Source organism: Pseudomonas sp. CCI1.1 (assembly GCF_034348165.1).
Classification (GTDB): Bacteria; Pseudomonadota; Gammaproteobacteria; order Pseudomonadales; family Pseudomonadaceae; genus Aquipseudomonas; species Aquipseudomonas paracarnis.
In genome coordinates this window covers 2,045,245-2,063,435 of sequence record NZ_CP133780.1, presented here as the reverse complement: position 1 = coordinate 2,063,435, position 18,191 = coordinate 2,045,245, and the positions used below count along the sequence as shown (strand labels likewise).

The following is an 18,191-nucleotide window of genomic DNA, read 5'->3' as shown; positions in this document are numbered from 1 at the left end:
CCTTGGGGTGGAAAATGTAAGGTGAAGAAACAACTCGTGTAAGAAATATGAGTTTCGTTTATCAGATATCGGTGTTCCAGCCACCGCCCAATGCCTTGTACAGGGCGATGCTGGCTTGCAGGCGCGACAGGCGCAGTAGCACGTTCTGGTCTTGGGCGTCGTACAGGGTGCGCTGGGTTTGCAGTACCGTGAGCAGGTCTTCGGCGCCGGCTTCATAGCGGCTTTGGGCAATCTGGAAGGCGGCCTGCGCCTGTTGCAGCTCTTCGGTTTGCCACTGGCGTTGCTGGTCCAGGCGGGTGATGCTGCTGAGGGCTTTTTCCACATCGGCAAAGCCGTTGATGATCGCCCCACGGTAGGTTTGCAGCAGTTCATCCTGGCGTGCCCGAGCCTTGTCGCGCTCGGCGCTCAGCCGGCCATTATTGAAAATCGGCGCCATCAGGCCCGAGGTCAGGGTGTAGAAGGGACTGCGCAGGATCTCTTCAGCCTTGGACGCGCCTGAGCCGAGCGTTGCGCCCAACGTCACCGTCGGTAGCATGGCCGCACGGGCCACCGTGACGTCGGCGCTGGCCGCCGCCAACTGGGCCTCGGCCTGGGCGAGGTCGGGGCGCCGGCTCAATAACTGGCTGGGCACGCCAGGCCCGATACTTGGCCAGGTCAATGCCTGAAAGGGTTCTGTGCCTAGCTCCAGGGCCTGCACGGGTTGGCCGAGCAAGGCGGCGAGGGTGATCTGCGATTCTTCGGCCGATTGCTCGATCAGCGGCAGTTGCCGTTGCTGACCGGCCACCAGGCTTTTCTGTTGTGCCAGTTCCAGGGCCGTGGCGGAACCTGCGTCGTGGCGGGTCTGCACCAGGTTCAGCACATTGCGCGCATTCGCCAGGTTGAGCTCGGCAATCTGCAGGCGCTGGCGTGCGGCCAGGGTTTGCGCGTAGCGGTCGGCGACGTTGCTGAGCAGGGTCAGCTCCACGTTGGCCTGATCGAACTCACTGGCGTGCAAGCTGTGCACGGCGCTGTCGCGGGCAGCGGCGCGGCCACCCCAGAAGTCGATTTCGTAGCTGGCCGTGAGGTTGGCGTCATAGTTGTTGACAGTCCTGTTGCTCTCGGTGGCGTCCAGCTCCGAGTTGCCGCTGCCGCGCAACAGCCGTTGACGGCTGGCGCTGAGGTTGAACTTCAGTTCCGGCAACAACGGTGCACCGGCAATTACCGCCGTGGCCTGGGCCTGGCGGACACGCGCCATGGCCGCCGCCACGTCGAAGCTGTCACGGCTGGCCTGGTCGATCAGGCGGTTCAGCGCCGGGCTGCCAAACTGCGTCCACCAACGTTGGTTGATGGCTTGGGTCGCTTCGCGTTCGGCAAAATGCCAGGCGGCGGGCGCAGCAAGGCCACTGTCGATGGCGGGCGGGTTAGTGCCGCAGGCCGTGAGCAACAGGCACACACTGAGCGCTGACAGTTGTGGAGTGAGAGATCGTTTATTCACTGGTCAACGCCTTAACCGGATCAAGCCGGGCAGCTTTACGGGCCGGCATGAAGCCGAATACGACGCCGGTGACCAGCGCACAGCCAAACGCGCCGAGCACCGCCACCAGGGAAAACTGTACCGCCACTTCAGCCAGCACCAGCACGCCGCCTACCAGCAATGCCAGGGCAATACCGAACAGGCCGCCGACCACCGAGAGCATCACCGCCTCGGTGAGAAACTGGCGCAGGATGTCGCGCTGGCGCGCCCCGGTGGCCATGCGGATGCCGATTTCACGGGTGCGTTCGCGCACGGTCATCAACATGATGTTCATCACGCCGATGCCGCCCACCAGCAGGGAAATCGCTGCAATCGAGCCGAGCATCAGCGACAGGGTGTTCTGGGTCCGTGCTTCGGCCTGGATCATCGCTGCGTCGTTGGTCAGGTGGAAGTCGCGTTTGCCGCCGTGCAGCTTTTGCATAAGCTGACTGATGGCTTGCTCGGCCTCTTGCACCTTGCGTGCATCGGCGGCGGCAATGACAACGTATTCGGGATTATAGGTGCCGAACAGGCGCACGCTGGCGGCGGTATAGGGAATGGCGACACGGTCGTCGCTGTCTTGCATCCCGGAGCTGGAGCCTTTTTCCGCCAACACGCCAATCACTTGGAAGGGCACGTTTTCGATCAGGATGTATTGGCCGATGGGGTCTAGCTGGCCTTTGAACAGTTTTTCGCGCACGCGATGGCCGATCACCGCCACCGTGGCCCCGGCGCGTTCGTCGGCTTCGGTAAAGTAGCTACCTTGGGCCACTGGCCAGTTGAAGATGTCCGGGAAGTTGGTGTCGTTGCCGCCCACATAGGCCATGTAGTCGACGTTGCCGAAGCGCACGCCGGCGTAGGTGCCGTTCACCGGCATGATGCGCTTGACCTGGGGCAATGTAGCCAATGCCGCCACATCATTGAGGGTCACGATACCTGCCGGTGTGCGCGGGTTAGGCGAAAAGCCGCTCAGATAGATGATGTTGGAGCCGAAGGCCGCCATCTGCGCCATGACCTGACGCTTGCTGCCTTCGCCCACCGCCAGCATCACTACCACCGACGCCACGCCGATGATGATCCCCAGCAGCGTCAGCGCGGTGCGGAAGCGGTTGATCCACATGACCCGCCAGGCTGCCTGCACCGCGTCCAGCAGCTCGGCTTTCCAGGCACCATTGTGTTCGGCACCGTCGGCCAGGCGCTGGCGCAGATCCACGGCTTGCAATGCGTCGCTGCCGGCCGTGACGGGCACGTGGGGGGTACTCAACGCCGAATCGCTGATGATCCGGCCGTCGCTGATCTCAATGATGCGGTTGGCATGCGCCGCGACTTCGCGGTCGTGGGTAATCAGGATAACCACATGGCCCTGGCTCGCCAATTCATCCAGCAGCACCATCACCTCGGCACCGCTGTGGCTGTCGAGGGCCCCGGTGGGTTCGTCGGCAAGGATTATATGCCCGCCGTTCATCAACGCCCGGGCAATCGAGACGCGCTGTTGCTGACCACCGGAGAGCTGGTGCGGGCGGTTGTTGGTGCGATCGGCCAGGCCCAGGCGGGTCAGCAGAGCCTTGGCACGGGCATGGCGTTCGGCAGCGCTGATACCCGCATAGATCGCCGGCATCTCAACGTTTTCCTGGGCCGAGCCGGACGGGATCAGGTGGTAGCCCTGGAACACGAAACCAAAGGCTTCGCGGCGCAGCCAGGCCAGTGCGTCGCTGTCCAGGTGCGCGACGTTTTCCCCTGCGAACAGGTAGTCGCCCACGGTGGGGCGGTCGAGGCAGCCGAGGATATTCATCAGTGTGGATTTGCCGGAGCCGGAGGCGCCGACGATGGCAACGAACTCTCCTGCATGGATCGACAGGTCGATCCCACGCAATACGTCGACCTGCGGGCTGTCGCCGCCGCCGTAGGATTTGCGGATGTTCTTGAGTTCGATCAGTGGCGTGGTCACATCAACCCCCGCTGCCGCTGGCTGGGCCGATCAACAGGTGATCGCCTTCGTCCAGGCCACCCAACACTTCAACCCGCAGGCGGTCACTGATACCCAGCTGTACTTCTCGCTCCTTGATGGCGCCGTTTTTGGTCACGACCCGCGCGATCTGCTTGTCGGTGCCTTGGCTGCCGAGCAGCGCTGCGACCGGGATGGTGAGAGCGTCCCTGGCCTGGCTGGCGACGAAAAACACCTGGGTGGTCATTTCGGCCATTAACGCATTGTCAGCGTTGTCCACATCCAGCAGTACGGTGTATAGCACTACCCGGCCACTGCCGGTTTTGCTGGTACTGCTGGGGCTGCCACTGCCTTGGCTGGTTTCGTTCAGGGGCTTGGGCGGGATCGGCAGGATCTGGCGCACGGTGCTGGTCCAGCGCCGGGTGCCGCCGGCGAGGGTAGTGAAATAGGCGCTCATGCCCGGTTTGACGTGGCCGATATCGGCTTCGGACACTTCGGCCCATACGGTCATCGGCGACAGTTTGGCGATGCGCAGGATCAACGGCGTCTGTTGCTGGGCGTTGAGCGTCTGGCCGACTCGCGCATCTACCGCCACTACGGTGCCGCTCATCGGCGCGTAAATCCGCGTATAGCCCAGTTCGGCCTCGTCACTGCGCAGGCTGGCCTGGGCCTGGCGGATCTGGGCCTTGAACATGTCCACCCGCGCCTGGGTCGCACTCAGTTCGGCCTTGGCGGTTTGCACATCTTCTTCGCGGGTGGCATTCCCGGCGTTCAGGCGCTGCTGGCGCTGATACTTCTGGCGCGCCAGCTCGTGCTGGGCTTTTTGCTCCTGCAACTGGGCCTCGAGGTTTTCGATGGCGTAGCGGCTGGCGTCGAGTTTGGCCTGCTGCGTGGCAGGGTCGATCTCTACCAGTAGCTGGCCTTGCGTGACCTGGTCACCGGCCTCGACATGGATCTTGCGGATCTGTCCGGAGGCCTGGGCGCCGACGTCTACGTAGCGTCGCGGTTGCAGGGTGCCCAGGGCGGTGACACTGTTCTCAATGTCGCCGCGCACGACAGTGACCGTGGGCAAGCTATCTCGACCTGGCGGCAACAGCTGCCAGGCTGCCACTGCAAGGAGGGGGATCAGGCACACCACAGCAAGCAGGGCGAGGCGGGCGGGGCGAGGGCGTTTCATGCTTTGGTTCCAGCCAGGGAAAGGGGGCCGAGTGGCGAAGAGCTGTATACGAGAAAATTGCGCGAATATTTAGGCGTTTACATACGCAGTAACAGCTGCGTCGGCGAAAAAAACCATACGTGGGAGCAAGACTTCTTTAAAAGTAGATGAGAATTACTATAAATTGCACATACTCAAACTGCCATCATCGATGGCTGTCTGTTGGGAGCAAGTTCGCTCGCGAAAACGTCAACGATAACGCGTGCATCCAGATAAAACGATGTGCCCTCAGGTTCTTCGCGAGCAAGCACGCTCCTACAGGATCAACACCACCGGGAGGTGCTCAGGAGTCATGTTGGAAAACTACTATCGCGAGCTGGTGTGTTTCCTGAACGCCAAGCTGGGTAACCGCCAGGTGGCCGAAGATGTGGTGCATGACGCCTATGTGCGGGTGCTGGAGCGCGTAAGCGATACGCCAATCGAGCAGCCTCGCGCGTTTCTTTACCGCACGGCACTGAACCTGGTGATCGACGGCCATCGGCGTAATGCCTTGCGTCAGTCCGAGCCTCTTGAGGTGCTGGACAGCGAAGAGCGCTTCGCCGCCTGTTCCCCCCACACCAGCCACCACCAGGGCCAGCGCCTGGAGATGCTCGAGCGCGCCTTGGCCGAGTTGCCGGCGGCCTGTCGCGACAGTTTCCTGTTGCGCAAACTCGAAGGCCTGTCCCACGTGCAAATCGCCGAACGCCTGTGCATTTCCCGCAGCCTGGTGGAAAAACACATCGTCAATGCGATGAAGCACTGCCGGGTGCGCATGCGCGAGTGGGAAGCGCACTGATCGGCTGTTAGTTAAATTTTATTTCACTGTCCTCGTTTCCTATCAACACACGGCCTGTTGTTCAGGCCATGAAGGTATTCCCGCCCCACCGCCATGGGGCTTATCCAGAGGACACTGGAATGACACAGGCAATTGCTTCGCCCGCGGTTCATGACCTGATCGGGATCGGTTTCGGCCCTTCGAACCTGGCGCTGGCCATCGCCCTACAGGAGCGTGAAAAGGCCCAGGGCAAGCTGGACGTGCTGTTTCTCGACAAACAAGCCGACTACCGCTGGCACGGCAATACCCTGGTGACCCAGAGCGAACTGCAGATTTCCTTCCTCAAGGACCTGGTGACCCTGCGCAACCCCACCAGCCCGTACTCCTTCGTCAACTACCTCAAGGCCCACGAACGCCTGGTGGACTTCATCAACCTGGGCACCTTCTATCCCTGCCGCATGGAGTACAACGATTACCTGCGCTGGGTGGCGGGGCAGTTCCAGGCCCAGGCCAACTACGGCGAGGAAGTGCTGGCCATCGAGCCGATCCTGCATCAGCAGCAGGTCGAGGCGTTGCGCGTGATCTCCCGTGATGCCCAGGGCGAGCAGCATGTGCGCACCACCCGTTCGGTGGTGGTCAGCGCCGGCGGCACACCGCGCATCCCCGAGGCATTCAAGGCGCTCAAGGGCGATAGCCGGGTGTTTCACCATTCCCAGTACCTGGAGCGCATGGCCAGCCAGCCGTGCGTAGACGGCAAGCCGATGCGCATCGCCGTGATCGGCGGTGGCCAGAGCGCGGCCGAAGCCTTTATCGACCTCAATGACAGCTTCCCGTCGGTGCAGGTCGATATGATCCTGCGCGGTTCGGCGCTCAAGCCGGCCGACGACAGCCCGTTCGTCAACGAAGTGTTCTCGCCGGCCTTTACTGACCTGGTGTTCCAGCAAGTCGGTGCCGAGCGTGAGCGTTTGGTCGCCGAGTACCAGAACACCAACTACTCGGTGGTGGACCTGGACCTGATCGAGCGCATCTACGGGATTTTCTACCGCCAGAAAGTCTCCGGCATCGCCCGCCAGGCGTTCCGCACCCTGACCGTAGTGGAGAAGGCCACGCCTGGCCCGCTGGGCATCGAACTGGCCCTGCGCAATTCCGCCAGTGGCGAAACCAGTCTCAACCATTACGACGCGGTGATCCTGGCCACCGGCTACGAGCGCCAGATGCACCGTGAACTGCTGGCGCCGCTGCAAGCCTACATGGGCGACTTTGAAGTGGCCCGCGACTACCGCATCGTCACCGACGAGCGCTGCAAGGCTGGCATCTACATCCAGGGCTTCAGCCAGGCCAGCCATGGCTTGAGCGATACCTTGCTGTCGGTGTTGCCGATTCGGGCGGATGAGATTGCGGCGTCGTTGTATGCGCTGGACCATCACCGTGGCAAGGCGCGTTCGGTGCAGGACCTGCTCCTGGCCACCGCCAGCTGACCGATCCGCTTATTGTGGCGAGGGAGCTTGCTCCCGTTCGGGTGCGCAGCGCCCGCAAGCTTTTGGGGCCGCTTCGCAGCCCAGCGGGAGCAAGCTCCCTCGCCACAAGAGCTCGCTCCTACAGACGGCACTTGTGACAAAGTGTGGCTATTGGTACTGTACAAAAAACCAGTATCGGTAGCCCTCCATGCAGTTGATCGAAAAACTCAGCATCCTCGCCGACGCCGCCAAGTACGACGCGTCCTGCGCCAGCAGTGGCGCGCCCAAGCGCAGTTCCGAGGGCAAGGCGGGGCTGGGTTCCACCAATGGCATGGGCATCTGCCACAGCTACACGCCCGATGGCCGTTGCGTGTCGTTGCTCAAGGTGTTGCTCACCAACTTCTGCCTCTACGACTGCCAATACTGCGTCAACCGCCGCTCCAGCGACGTGCCCCGTGCGCGCTTCAGCCCGGAGGAGGTGGTCACCCTGACCCTGGATTTCTACAAGCGCAATTGCGTCAGCGGGCTGTTCCTCAGTTCCGGCATCATCCGTTCGTCGGACTACACCATGGAGCAACTGGTGCGGGTCGCCAAACTGCTGCGCGAAGAGCATGACTTTCGCGGTTATATCCACCTCAAGACCATCCCCGATGCCGACCCGGCCCTGATCGCCGAGGCTGGCCGTTATGCCGATCGCCTCAGTGTGAATATCGAACTGCCCACCGACGCCAGCCTGCAGACCCTGGCGCCCGAGAAGCAGATCGGCTCGATCAAGCAGGCCATGCAGACCATCTACACCGGCGAACAGACGGTGCTCAACGAACCCCGTGCGCCACGGTTTGCCCCGGCCGGGCAGAGCACGCAGATGATCGTCGGTGCCGACGACACCGACGACAGCACCATCCTGCACGGTGCCGAGGCGTTGTACGGTAATTTCAAGCTGCGCCGCGTGTATTACTCGGCGTTCAGCCCCATCCCCAACAGCCCGAAAAGCGTACCCCTGGCCGCGCCGCCCTTGATGCGCGAGCACCGCTTGTACCAGGCTGATTTCCTGCTGCGCAGCTACGGTTTCAGCGCCAATGAGCTGTTCGCCGGCCCCGGTGACCTGGCACTGGATATCGACCCCAAGCTGGCGTGGGCCCTGGAGCATCGCGAGGTGTTCCCCCTGGACCTCAACCGCGCCGAGCCGACCCTGATCGCACGTATCCCCGGCATCGGCCTGCGCACCACCCAGCGCCTGGTCGACCTGCGCCGTGAGCGCAAGATCCGCTTCGAAGACCTGGCGCGCATGCGCTGCGTGCTGGCCAAGGCCAAGCCGTTTTTCATCACCAGCGACTACCACCCGCAGCAGGCCGACAGCACCAGTGTGTTGTTGCGCGAACAATTGCGGGACCGTCCGCAGCCGCAACAGATGGGGTTGTGGGGATGATCAGCCTGGAGTGCGACAATCTGTTCAGCACCTGGCGCGAACAGGCCCGCTGGTTGCTCAGCCATCAGGTCGACCCCAGCCAGGTCAGCTGGGGCGAGGCGCAGGCGGCGGACCTGTTCGCTACCGATGAACCTATCCCACCAGGGATGGGGCCGTTTCAGGCGCGCATCCCCAAGGCGCTGTTGCAATTGTTGGAGTCCGCTGCCTGTTATCAAGGTGATCAGCGCTGGAGCCTGTTGTATGAAGTGCTATGGCGGGTCAGCCACGGTGATCGCACGGCCATGCTGGCAGGGGACAAGCTTGGCAGCGAGTTGCAACGGCGCATCAAGCAAGTCAGCCGGGAGGCCCACCACTTGCACGCGTTTGTGCGCTTCATCGCGCTGCCGGCCGAGGCAGGGCCGGAACTGCCGGAGTACGTGGCCTGGCATGAGCCGGCCCATGACATTCTCAAGAGCGCCAGCGAGCATTTTATCGGGCGCATGGGCCGCCATCGCTGGATGATCGCCACGCCCCTGGACGGGGTCTATTACGACGGCGAGCAATTGATTCATCAGCGCCAGTGCCCCGAGGCCTGGCAGCAACTGGCGCAGAATGTTGAAGATCCCCACAGCGCCATGTGGCTGACCTACTACAGCCACATCTTCAACCCGGCACGGCTCAATCCCAAAGTGATGGAAGGGCATTTGCCCAGCCGCTTCTGGAAGAATTTGCCGGAGGGCAAGTTGATTCCGGGGCTGATCAGTGAAGCCCGCACGGGCAAGCAGAAAGATGGGCAGGCGAAGCTGGTGGGTGCCAAGCCAGGCAAAAGAATATTAAGTGGGCAGGGGTGAATGATCGTTCCCACGCTCTGCGTGGGAATACCACCCTGGACGCCCCGCGTCTGCTCTTGAAGTTGTGACGCGGAGCGTCATTGGATGCATTCCCACGCAGAGCGTGGGAACGAGCCAGCTGGATCAGGCCAGTTCGGTCGCGGTGTTCTTGACCACCGCCAACTCCGGATGCGCCACCAGCTTATCAATGTGCAACTCATCATTGTTCAACCAGGTCTCGGTCAGCACCCGGTAATGTTCCATATCCCGGCAGCGCATGCGCAGGCTGTAGTCGAACGGCCCGCTGATCAACTGGCATTCGAATACCTGCGGGCAGGCTTTCACGCAGGCTTCGAAGGCCTTTTGCGCCGAGCGCCCGCTTTGGTTGGACAAGGCCACCAGCACCAGCAGTGACAGCCCCGGTGAGACCATCTGCACATCGATGATCGCCCCATACCCACGGATCACCCCGCGTCGTTCCAGCTTGCGCACCCGTTCCAGGCAGGGCCTGGGGGTGAGGTGCACCAGCGACGAGAGCTTTTCGTAGGTAATACGCCCCTGATGCCTGAGTACGTCGATGATCGCTTCGTCGATGCGATCCAGCGTAGGGGAAGAATGGGGTCCGTGGGCCTTGGTATCCATGAGTTCACTTCAAACGGTTGGAAAGAAATTGCTGCAAGCGTTCGCTGGTGGGATGGTCGAGGATCTCGGCGCCGCCGTGTTCTTCGACTCGGCCCTGGTGCAGGAACAGCACTTGGCTGGACACCTGGCGGGCGAAGCCCATTTCGTGGGTGACCATCAGCATGGTACGACCTTCCTCGGCCAACGTCTGTATGACTTTGAGCACTTCTCCTACAAGTTCCGGGTCCAGGGCCGAGGTGGGTTCATCGAACAGGATAATCTCCGGTTCCATTGCCAGCGCCCGCGCAATGGCCACGCGCTGCTGCTGGCCACCGGACAGGAACGCCGGGTATTGGTCCGCCACGCGGCTCGGCAGGCCGACCTTGTCCAGGTACAGCCGCGCACGTTTCTCGGCTTCGGCGGCGCTCACGTTCAGCACCCGGCGCGGGGCCATGGTGATGTTTTCCAGCACGGTCATGTGGCTCCACAGGTTGAAGTGCTGGAACACCATGGCCAGGCGCGTGCGCAGGTTTTGCAGTTGCGCCTGGTGCGGCGCACGGGTGCCGGCGCGGCCTGGTTGCATTTCGATGCTGATGCCGTCCAGGGTGATCACCCCGGCGTCAGGCTGTTCCAGAAAGTTGATGCACCGCAGCATCGTGCTTTTGCCCGAGCCGCTGGCGCCGATCAGGCTGATCACATCGCCCTGGCGTGCATTGAGGGACACGCCCTTGAGCACTTCGTGTTCGCCGTAGCGTTTATGGATACCTTCGACTTGCAGCTTGATGGCCGCCGTGGCGGTTTTGCCGACGGGTACATCCATTGGATAAGCGGCCAGGGCCTGCGCGGACTGATTCATGGGTTAGCCTCGGGTAGGAACAAGAAAGCGCATCCAGCGACGTTCGGCCAGCCTGAACAGGCCCACCAGTGCAAAGGACAGCAGCATGTAGAGCAGGGCGGCGATGCCGAAGGCCTGGAAGGTCAGGAACGTCTCGGCATTGGCATCGCGGGCGACCTTGAGGATGTCGGCGACGGTGGCGGTAAACGCCAGTGACGTGGCGTGCAGCATCAGGATCATTTCATTGCTGTAGGCCGGCAGGGCGCGACGCAATGCGGCGGGTACGATCACAAACAGGTTCAGCCGCCAGCCGTGCAGGCCATAGGCGCGTGCCGCTTCGATCTCGCCATGGGGAATGTTGCGGATTGCCCCGGCGAAGATTTCCACGGTGTAGGCGCAGGTGTTGAGCACAAACGCCAACAGTGTGCAGTTCAGCGCGTTGCGGAAAAACTGGTTGAGCAGGGCGTTATCCTGCACCACTTCCAGGCTGTACAGCCCGGTGTAGCAAATCAGCAGTTGGATATACAGGGGCGTGCCACGGAACAGGTAGGTGTAAACCTCCACCGGCCAGCGCAGCCAGAAATGCTCTGAGACGCGTGCCAGCGCCAGGGGGATCGACAGGCCAAAGCCGAGCACCACCGAGATAATGAACAGCCACAAGGTCATGGCGACACCGGACAGGCCGCTGCCATCGCTGAACAGATAGGCCAGGCCGTATTGCTGGAACAGTTCGATCATCGCGCCATCCCCTTGATGCCCAGGTTATAGCGCCGTTCCAGGCGCTTGAAGATGCGGTTGGAGAGGGTGGTAATCACCAGGTACACCAGGCCCGCGAGGATCAGGAAGTACAGCGGCTCGCTGGTGGACTTGCCGGCGTTCTGTGCGGCCTTGACCAGGTCTGACAGGCCGATGATGGACACCAGCGCCGTGGACTTGAGCAGCACCAGCCAGTTATTGCCCAGGCCAGGCAGGGCAAAGCGCATCAGTTGCGGGAACAGCACCAGGTGAAAGCGCTGCCAGCGGCTCAGGCCGTAGGCGGTGGCGGCTTCCAGTTGGCCCGCCGGCACACTGAGGATCGCACCCCGGAAGTTCTCGGTGAAATACGCACCGTAGATAAAGCCCAGGGTGATCACCCCGGCGGTAAACGGGTCGATTTCAACGTAGTCCCAGCCGAACGCTTCGGTCAGGTCGTTGAGCCACAGTTGCAGGCTGTAGAAGATCAGCAGGATCAGCACCAGGTCCGGCACGCTGCGGATCAACGTGGTGTAGAGCGTGGCCGGCACGCGCAGCCATTTGGCGCTGGAGAGTTTGGCGCCAGCGGCGACCAGGCCCAGCGTAAGGCTCAGAGCCAGGGCGAGGAACGCCAGCTTGAGCGTCATCCAGGCACCCTGGGCCAGCATGGGGCCGTAGCCTTGCAGGTTGAGGAGGTCGTTCATGGGGAAGATCTCGAAGGAGTGCACGGATTTACTGTGGGAGCTGGCTTGCCTGCGATAACGGTGGTGCAGTCACGGCGTGGGTGCCTGAAGCACCGCTATCGCGGGCAAGCCCGCTCCCACAGGGGCACGGGTTGCCGGTTACTCGTTGTAGATGTCCTGATCGCCAAAGTATTTCTTCTGGATCTGTGCGTAAGTGCCATCGGCCTGGACGGCGGCGATGCCCTTGTTGATCAGCTCACGCAATGCCTGGTCGTTCTTGCGCAGGCCCATGGCGATGTCCAGCGGCAGGGTCGGGTCCTTGAAGGCCGGGCCGGTCTTGAAGTCGGCGCCTTCGGGCTTGGACAGGAAGTTGAGCTGGGCTTCGAGCTTGTCCGTCAGGGTGGCGTCGAGGCGGCCGTTTTGCAGGTCGGCGTAGTTCTGTTCCTGGGACTGGTATGCCTTGATCTGTGCACCGAGCTTGGCCAGGTGCGCGCGGGCATAGGCTTCCTGCAACGAGCCTTGCAGCACGCCAACGTGCTTGCCGTTCAGCGACTCGGGGGTGTCACCGAAGGTGGCGTTTTTGCGGGTGATCACCGAGGTGGGGCTGAGGAACAGGCGGTCGGTGAAGTCGATGACTTTCTCACGAGCCGGGGTCACGGCCATGGAGGACATGATCGCGTCGAACTTGCGCGCACGCAGGGCCGGGATCATGCCGTCGAATTCGTTGTGCACCCAGGTGCATTTCACTTCGAGCTTGGCGCAGATAGCGTTGCCCAGTTCGATATCGAACCCTTGCAGGCTGCCGTCGGCGGCGACAGATTCGAAGGGCGGGTATTCGGGGAACACGCCAAACCGGATTTCTTTCCAGTCCTGGGCGTGGGCAGCAGTGGCGCACAGTGGCAACAGCAACGCAGCGAAGAGTGATCGCAGAGGAGTCATGTGTCGGTCCCTATATTTTGTAATTGATGTCAGGGGCAGTGAATAACTGGGAGCAGAGAATGCTTCATGGTGGTGCGTTTTTTGTGTCGTTTACCCCCTGCGCAAAGCGCAAATTGCGCTGTTAAAACAAGCAATGCAGCGGAATCGGCTGCGGCACCGGCAAAATCGGCTTTTAACCCACTAGAATCTGGCCTGCCCTGGTCGCAAAGCGGCAGGCCAGAGCGGTTTCAGGCGCGCTTTTTATGCTGTACCACAGGTTGCTGGGCCAGGCGTGCGAACAGGTTTTTCGGGTCGGCCAGGTCCGGCACCAGCTCCAGCTCGCTGCCCACATCCAAGGCTTTGGCCACGTCCAATACATAGCGCAGGGCCGAGTAGTCTTCGATGGCAAAACCCACCGAGTCGAACAGGGTAATTTGGCGGTCATTTTCGCGGCCCGGCTGTTGGCCGTTGATCACTTGCCACAGCTCGGTGACCGGCGAATCTTCCGGCATATGCTGGATTTCACCTTCGATGCGGCTTTGCGGTTCGTACTCGACGATCACCCGGGCGCGCTCGACGATGCGGCGGTCCAGCTCGGTCTTGCCCGGGCAGTCACCGCCCACGGCATTGAGGTGCATGCCTGGCTCGATCATCTCGTCAGTCAGGATGGTGGCGTAGGCTTTGTCCGCAGTCACGGTGGTGACAATGTCCGCGCCTTTGACTGCCTCGGCGACGCTGGCGGCCAGGATCACCTTGATCGCCGGGAACGCCTTGAGGTTGGCGGCGAGCTTGGCGGTGGCCTGGGGGTCGATGTCGAACAGGCGGATTTCAGTAATACCGAGCATGGCGTGGAAGGCCAGGGCCTGGAATTCGCTTTGGCAGCCGTTGCCGATCAGCGCCATGCTGCGGCTGTTGGCGCGGGCCAGGTAGCGGGCGACCAGGGCCGAGGTGGCGGCGGTGCGGATCGCAGTGGTCAGGGTCATTTCCGCCAGCAGCACCGGTTTACCGGTGTCGACGTCGCCCAAGGCACCGAACGCCATCACGGTGAGCATGCCGGCCAGGGTGTTTTTCGGGTGGCCGTTGACGTACTTGAAGGCGTACAGCGAGGCGTCGGACACCGGCATCAGCTCGATCACCCCATCCGGTGAATGGTTGGCCAGGCGCGCGCATTTCTCGAAATCCTGCCAGCGCAGGTAGTCGGCGCGAATGTAGTCGGCCATTTCGGTGATGCAGGTTTGCAGGCCTTTTTGCGAAACCAGGTAGCTGAGGTCGTTGACGTCGATATAACGGGTCATGGCAAGACTCCTTATTGAAATGAGGGACGGGCCGGCAGATGCACTTCAGCCAGCATGCAGCGGGCACTGCCGCCGCCGATGCGTTCGATGTTGTCGATATTCACCACCACCGGCCGCGTATGGCGTTCCACATGCTGACGCTGCGCCGGATGCAGGGCGCCCCAGGCACTGGCGGACATCACCAGCAACGGCTGGCCGTCCCGGTCGTGGACCTCCAGCATGTTGCCGGCGAAGGCTTCCAGCTGGTCGAAGTCCAGGCTGAGGATGTCTTTGCCGGTATCACGCAGGGAGCGTTCCAGGGCCAGGCGTTCGCGGTCGTCGGGCAGGGCCTGCAGGCACACCACCGCGAGGTCGCGGCCAACGCTCATCATCACGTTGCTGTGGTAGATGGGTGCCTGGTGGCGGTCCAGGGCGTGGAACACGCAGAGTTGGTAGTCGAGGCGTTCGGCAAACTGGCGCAGGGCCGCGTGGTGGGTGCGCCCCGAATGGCAGGCGTAGCTGATGCGGTGCTGGCGGTCGAGTACCATGCTGCCGGTGCCTTCCAGGAAGATGTTCTGTTGTTCCAGGTGGCTGAGATCGATGGTGGTGTTGATCGCAAAGCGCTGCTCCAAAACTTGCAGCACGCCCTTGTTGCGCTCCAGTCGGCGGTTCTGGCCTTCCATGGGGTAGAGCACCAGGCTGCCGTCGGCATGGCTGCTCCACCAGTTGTTGGGGAAGATCGAGTCGGGCGTGTGGGGCGCCGGCGTGTCCTGCACCACCAGCACCTCCACGCCGTGCTGGCGCAAGGTGTCGACATAACCGTCGAACTCCTCCAGCGCTTTGTGCTGTGCACTGAGCGGGTCCAGCGGCGGGCGTTGGAAACGGTTGTTGATCGCGGTATCCGGGTTGAAGGCAAAGCGCGCCGGGCGGATCATCAGGACGGTGTTGGTGGTTTGCATGGGGGCACGGGTCCGTTGGGGATCTTGTGCCGCTATTGTGTGCGTTGCGGGGAAAGGATCCCGGCTGAAACGGCGGGGTGGCTCAGCCAAGAAAGCTGAAAACGGGAGGGGCGCAGCCGAATCGGCTGCCAGATTGAAATACGATCAAACTGTGGGAACTGGCTTGCCTGTGATAGCGGTGTGTCAGCCCCATTCATCTGGCTGGCCCACCGCTATCGCAGGCAAGCCAGCTCCCACATTGGTATTGTGGTGATTGTTATCGCTGTGTCAGCCAGGAGGAACCATGTCTACCGCTGTTCGCCTTGCCCAACCTTCCGATGCCGAAGGTATCAGCCACGTCATCCTGGCTGCGCTGCACAGCAGCAACGCACGTGATTACCCCGCGGATGTGATTGCGCGGGTTGCCAGCAACTTCACCCCCGACGCTGTGCTGGCATTGCTCCAGCGGCGGGTAGTGTTGGTGGCGACTCAGGCTCAACTGATCGTCGCTACGGCCGCACTGGATGGCAATGTGGTGCGCTCGGTGTTCGTCAACCCAGCGCTGCAAGGGCAGGGCATTGGCCGATTGTTGATGATCGAGATCGAACTGCGCGCCCGTGAAGCCGGCGTGACGGTCTTGAGCGTGCCGTCCTCGCTGACGGCGCAAGCCTTCTACGCCAAGTTGGGTTTTCACAACGTGCGTGACGTGTACCACGGCAATGAGCGCACGTTGGTGATGGAAAAAACGCTGTTGTCCCGCCACCCCATAGGGCCTTATCGCGACCGTCAACACCGTGCCCAGGTGATTGAGTTATGGCAGCAGGCGTTTGGCTATGACACCGCGCATAACCTGCCGAGCCTGGCGATTGATAAGAAACTGGCGGTCAACGACGGGTTGTTCTTCGTTGCCACCGACAACAAAGCCGTGATCGGTACCATTCTCGCCGGCTATGACGGGCATCGTGGCTGGTTGTATTCGGTGGCGGTGCATACCGACTATCGGCGCCATGGCCTGGGATCGTCGCTGGTGCGCTATGCCGAACAGGCGTTGACGGCGCTGGGTTGCATGAAGATCAACCTGCAGATCACCGGCGGCAATGACGTGGTGGTGGGGTTTTATGAGGCGTTGGGGTATGGGGTGGAGCCGAGGATCAGTATGGGGAAGAGGATCGTTGAGTGTATTCCAGGACAAAGTAGATGACCGACAGCAATCTGATCATCCGTCTAGCCTTTAAGGCTTACGCTTATTTTTTTTCCGCTTCGCGGTATAGCCTTTCATTGCCGCAAAAGCATTCGCCAAGTTCAGAAACAGGATCTTGTCGTCAATATCCCCTTCGACATCGCCGTCACCGTCGGCATCCCCCGGGCTTGAGGAGCGGTCATAAAAACCATTTTTTTCGCTGGAGCTGGCATACACCAGAAGAGGGTCGGGATCGTTGGGGGCATTCAATACTTCCATCAATATTTCTTTGCTTGCGTCACCTTCGAAGTCATCTGTCGTGAGGTGAATGATAAAGTTGCCCATGAGGTGTCTCCTTGAGGTTTGGTGAGAATCCAGCCTCTGCATTTATAATCTCGATCCCTGCGCATCTCTACTGTCAAACTTGACAGGGTGTATGCATTTACAGTTGATCGTTCCCACGCTCTGCGTGGGAATGCCGCCTGGGACGCTCCGCGTCCCGCCGGACAACACTTAGGGTTTTATGAAGCGTTAGGGTATGGGGTGGAGCCGAGGATCAGTATGGGCAAGAAGATTGGCGAGAATATTGCGCCACGCTCTTGAAGGCGTAGAAACCAGTGTGGGAGCTGGCTTGCCTGCGATAGCGGTGGGCCCTTGATCGTTCCCACGCTCTGCGTGGGAATGCCGCCTGGGATGCTCCGCGTCCCGCCGGACAACAGGTGACGCGGAGCGTCAGGGGATGCATTGCATTCCCACGCGGAGCGTGGGAACGATCATATGCTGGCTGACAGATCGCTATCGCAGGCAAGCCAGCTCCCACAGGGGTTTTGTGGTGTCGCTGGCTTTCGTGGCTGTCAGACCTTGACGATCCAACCCGCTGGCGCTTCCACGTCACCGGTCTGCACACCGGTCAGCTCTTTGTAGAGCTTCTGGGTGATCGGGCCGACTTCGGTCTCGCTGTGGAACACATGCAGCTTGCCGTTGTACTGAATGCCGCCGATAGGCGAGATCACCGCTGCGGTACCGCAGGCGCCGGCTTCCTTGAACTGATCCAGCTTGTCGATGAACACTTCGCCCTCGACCACTTCCAGGCCCAGGCGGGTCTGGGCCAGTTCGATCAGCGACAGGCGGGTGATGCCTGGCAATACCGAAGGCGACTTCGGCGTGATGAACTGGTTGTCGTGGGTGATCCCGAAGAAGTTGGCCGAGCCGACTTCTTCGATTTTCGAATGTGTCATCGGGTCCAGGTAGATCGCGTCGGCGAAGCCGAATTTCTTCGCTTCCGAACCGGGCATCAGGCTGGCGGCGTAGTTGCCACCGACCTTGGCGGCACCGGTGCCTTGCGGCGCGGCGCGGTCGTAGCCGGAGATCTGGAAGTTGTGCGGCACCAGGCCGCCCTTGAAGTAGGCACCGACCGGGATGCAGAACACCGAGAAGATGAACTCCGGCGCGGTACGCACGCCGATGTTGTCACCGGTGCCGATCACGAACGGGCGCAGGTACAGCGCGCCGCCACTGCCGTACGGCGGGATGAAGCGCTCGTTGGCCTTGACCACTTGTTTGCAGGCGTCGATGAACGCGTCGGTCGGCACTCGTGGCATCAGCAGGCGGCCACAGCTGCGCTGCATGCGGGCGGCGTTCTGGTCCGGGCGGAACAGGTTGATCGAACCGTCCTTGCAACGATAGGCCTTCAAGCCCTCGAAGCATTGCTGGCCATAATGCAGGGCAGTGGAGCCCTCGCTGATGTGCAGCACATTGTCGTCGGTCAGGGTGCCAGCTTGCCATTCGCCGTTTTTCCAGACCTGGAGAAACCGCTTGTCGGTCTTGATGTAGTCAAAACCCAGCTTGTCCCAATTGATGCTCTCGTTACCCATGACACCCTCTATCTCTGGTCAAGTCGGATTTTTT

General features: G+C 61.6%; 17 protein-coding genes. 5 read left to right on the top strand and 12 right to left on the bottom strand.

The annotated features are described in order from the left end of the window. Positions 1–61: 61 nt before the first annotated feature. From RHM69_RS08845 to RHM69_RS08835, 3 genes are read right to left on the bottom strand one after another with little or no spacing between them, the layout of a single operon-like run. The gene (locus RHM69_RS08845; RefSeq protein ID WP_032873929.1) at positions 62–1,474 is read right to left on the bottom strand and encodes an efflux transporter outer membrane subunit; all 1,413 of its coding nucleotides are present in this window, start codon (positions 1,472–1,474) and stop codon (positions 62–64) included. Beyond that, complete coding sequence (locus tag RHM69_RS08840; RefSeq protein ID WP_058410696.1) at positions 1,467–3,440, bottom strand: MacB family efflux pump subunit; 1,974 nt, start codon at positions 3,438–3,440, stop codon at positions 1,467–1,469. The genes RHM69_RS08845 and RHM69_RS08840 overlap by 8 nt, the downstream gene beginning before the upstream one ends. Before the next feature lies 1 nt (position 3,441). Continuing rightward, positions 3,442–4,614, bottom strand: coding sequence for an efflux RND transporter periplasmic adaptor subunit (locus RHM69_RS08835; RefSeq protein ID WP_102666161.1), 1,173 nt, complete (start codon positions 4,612–4,614; stop codon positions 3,442–3,444). Positions 4,615–4,945: 331 nt separating this feature from the next. On the opposite strand from RHM69_RS08835, the gene RHM69_RS08830 reads away from it, so the two are divergent. The 4 genes from RHM69_RS08830 (at position 4,946) to RHM69_RS08815 (ending at position 9,123) form a co-directional block, all read left to right on the top strand. Then, positions 4,946–5,428 (top strand): sigma-70 family RNA polymerase sigma factor, encoded by a 483-nt coding sequence (locus RHM69_RS08830; protein WP_014719030.1) that lies wholly within the window; start codon positions 4,946–4,948, stop codon positions 5,426–5,428. 119 nt (positions 5,429–5,547) lie between these two features. Continuing rightward, positions 5,548–6,885 (top strand): lysine N(6)-hydroxylase/L-ornithine N(5)-oxygenase family protein, encoded by a 1,338-nt coding sequence (locus RHM69_RS08825; protein ID WP_200599289.1) that lies wholly within the window; start codon positions 5,548–5,550, stop codon positions 6,883–6,885. Positions 6,886–7,072: 187 nt separating this feature from the next. Next, positions 7,073–8,293 (top strand): putative DNA modification/repair radical SAM protein, encoded by a 1,221-nt coding sequence (locus RHM69_RS08820; RefSeq protein WP_014719028.1) that lies wholly within the window; start codon positions 7,073–7,075, stop codon positions 8,291–8,293. Beyond that, complete coding sequence (locus RHM69_RS08815; protein WP_014719027.1) at positions 8,290–9,123, top strand: TIGR03915 family putative DNA repair protein; 834 nt, start codon at positions 8,290–8,292, stop codon at positions 9,121–9,123. The genes RHM69_RS08820 and RHM69_RS08815 overlap by 4 nt, the downstream gene beginning before the upstream one ends. Before the next feature lie 123 nt (positions 9,124–9,246). Here RHM69_RS08815 and RHM69_RS08810 read toward each other — a convergent pair whose 3' ends face one another. The 7 genes from RHM69_RS08810 to ctlX form a co-directional block, all read right to left on the bottom strand. After that, on the bottom strand, positions 9,247–9,744 hold the full coding sequence (locus tag RHM69_RS08810; RefSeq protein WP_014719026.1) for an Lrp/AsnC family transcriptional regulator: 498 nt from the start codon (positions 9,742–9,744) through the stop codon (positions 9,247–9,249). 4 nt (positions 9,745–9,748) lie between these two features. Beyond that, positions 9,749–10,579 carry an ABC transporter ATP-binding protein gene (locus RHM69_RS08805; RefSeq protein WP_014719025.1) on the bottom strand — a complete coding sequence of 277 codons (831 nt, stop codon included), beginning with the start codon at positions 10,577–10,579 and terminating at the stop codon, positions 9,749–9,751. Between the two features lie 3 nt (positions 10,580–10,582). Next, positions 10,583–11,296 carry an ABC transporter permease gene (locus RHM69_RS08800; RefSeq protein WP_014719024.1) on the bottom strand — a complete coding sequence of 238 codons (714 nt, stop codon included), beginning with the start codon at positions 11,294–11,296 and terminating at the stop codon, positions 10,583–10,585. Further along, the gene (locus RHM69_RS08795) at positions 11,293–11,994 is read right to left on the bottom strand and encodes an ABC transporter permease (RefSeq protein ID WP_014719023.1); all 702 of its coding nucleotides are present in this window, start codon (positions 11,992–11,994) and stop codon (positions 11,293–11,295) included. The genes RHM69_RS08800 and RHM69_RS08795 overlap by 4 nt, the downstream gene beginning before the upstream one ends. 138 nt (positions 11,995–12,132) lie before the next feature. Continuing rightward, positions 12,133–12,912 (bottom strand): ABC transporter substrate-binding protein, encoded by a 780-nt coding sequence (locus RHM69_RS08790; RefSeq protein ID WP_014719022.1) that lies wholly within the window; start codon positions 12,910–12,912, stop codon positions 12,133–12,135. 227 nt (positions 12,913–13,139) lie between these two features. Next, on the bottom strand, positions 13,140–14,186 hold the full coding sequence (locus tag RHM69_RS08785; protein WP_020301301.1) for an ornithine cyclodeaminase: 1,047 nt from the start codon (positions 14,184–14,186) through the stop codon (positions 13,140–13,142). Between the two features lie 11 nt (positions 14,187–14,197). Beyond that, positions 14,198–15,124, bottom strand: a complete 927-nt coding sequence (ctlX, locus tag RHM69_RS08780) for a citrulline utilization hydrolase CtlX (RefSeq protein WP_014719020.1) — start codon at positions 15,122–15,124, stop codon at positions 14,198–14,200. Positions 15,125–15,407: 283 nt separating this feature from the next. Here ctlX and RHM69_RS08775 point away from each other — a divergent pair, with 283 nt between their 5' ends. Next, a complete protein-coding gene (locus tag RHM69_RS08775; RefSeq protein WP_200599287.1) occupies positions 15,408–16,304 on the top strand; it encodes a GNAT family acetyltransferase in 897 nt (298 codons plus the stop codon). A 30-nt stretch (positions 16,305–16,334) separates the two neighbouring features. Here the strand turns inward: RHM69_RS08775 and RHM69_RS08770 are convergent, their stop codons facing one another. Further along, on the bottom strand, positions 16,335–16,628 hold the full coding sequence (locus RHM69_RS08770; RefSeq protein ID WP_137270572.1) for a hypothetical protein: 294 nt from the start codon (positions 16,626–16,628) through the stop codon (positions 16,335–16,337). 509 nt (positions 16,629–17,137) lie between these two features. Next, positions 17,138–18,157 (bottom strand): branched-chain amino acid aminotransferase, encoded by a 1,020-nt coding sequence (locus RHM69_RS08765; protein WP_200599285.1) that lies wholly within the window; start codon positions 18,155–18,157, stop codon positions 17,138–17,140. Positions 18,158–18,191 lie beyond the last annotated feature (34 nt).